We start from the raw sequence: 952 nt of genomic DNA on the forward strand, positions 1-952 counted from the left end.
TTTACTTGTCAAGCGTATACGAGTTTATAACTTTGTTTATAAGTACCCGCGTCTTTTTCAGTGGTTTTGCAGTCTGCGGGGAAGTTGCCGGGGCATAAAAAACCGCCGCGCTGTGTTGCCGCGGCGGGCGAAAACCGTCTTCAATCCGCTGTCTGTCCGTTCCCACGATGACAAAATGTCGTAAAACGCCATTAGAGCGTCTGTAGAGCGCGTCTCGCCTGTCGTGTCTCCGGCAGGTCGGCAGCGTCCGGGCTTACCAACCAAAAGGTAAGTAAGGTAAGTTTTTCCCTAGAGGTTTCCCTACCTTACTTACCCTGACCGACTTACCGGCATTGTGCCTTCCATACGCGCATAGAGGGCATTTGCAGCGTCCGTTTGCGCTGGGTGGTGGTTTATATCGACCGAGCGTTTGTAAACGCCGCTTATGCCGCCCTGCACCCTGTTTTAGGCGGCAAAACGGCTATTCCGGACCGTACACCACCCGTACCGTGCGCACCTGCTCCTGCGCAAAGAAAATACCTGCCGGTGCTGCTACCTTCACCGTGACATCGCCCTTTCCGCCAATGCCGCTCACCGCAAGCCGGTAGTATTGGGCGGCATCGTCGAGAACCGTCAACTCGCCTTTCTGAATGCCGGTGCCGCCGGTATCTATGAGCGTAATGTCCGCCGCCGTCAAGCCTGCAACGGTTTTGCTGAACCAGAGATCTAGCCTCGTCGTGGTCGGTTCATTTTCAAAACCGCCGTTCGCATACACGCCGTTGAAGGATACCGATACCGCCGTGTCATCGGGATTGTCTTTTACTATCGTGTCCCCCGCCCCGCCGCTTACCGCCTCCCGTGCTTTTTGCAGCAGGTCGCAACCGCCGATAGCAAGAGCAAACGCCAGCGCGAAAACCGCCGCCCAAAATACAGTCTTTCTCACCTAAACCTCCGTACCATAGAAATCTTGCGC

Annotated in this window: 1 protein-coding gene; it reads right to left on the minus strand. The window is 55.4% G+C overall.

Annotated features, from left to right (window positions below; all coding sequences use genetic code 11):
* Nucleotides 1-460: 460 nt before the first annotated feature.
* Entirely contained in the window at nt 461-922 is a 462-nt protein-coding gene (locus AWU74_RS06185) for a hypothetical protein (protein WP_059369977.1), read from the minus strand.
* Nucleotides 923-952 lie beyond the last annotated feature (30 nt).

It is taken from the genome of Treponema endosymbiont of Eucomonympha sp., assembly GCF_001028545.1.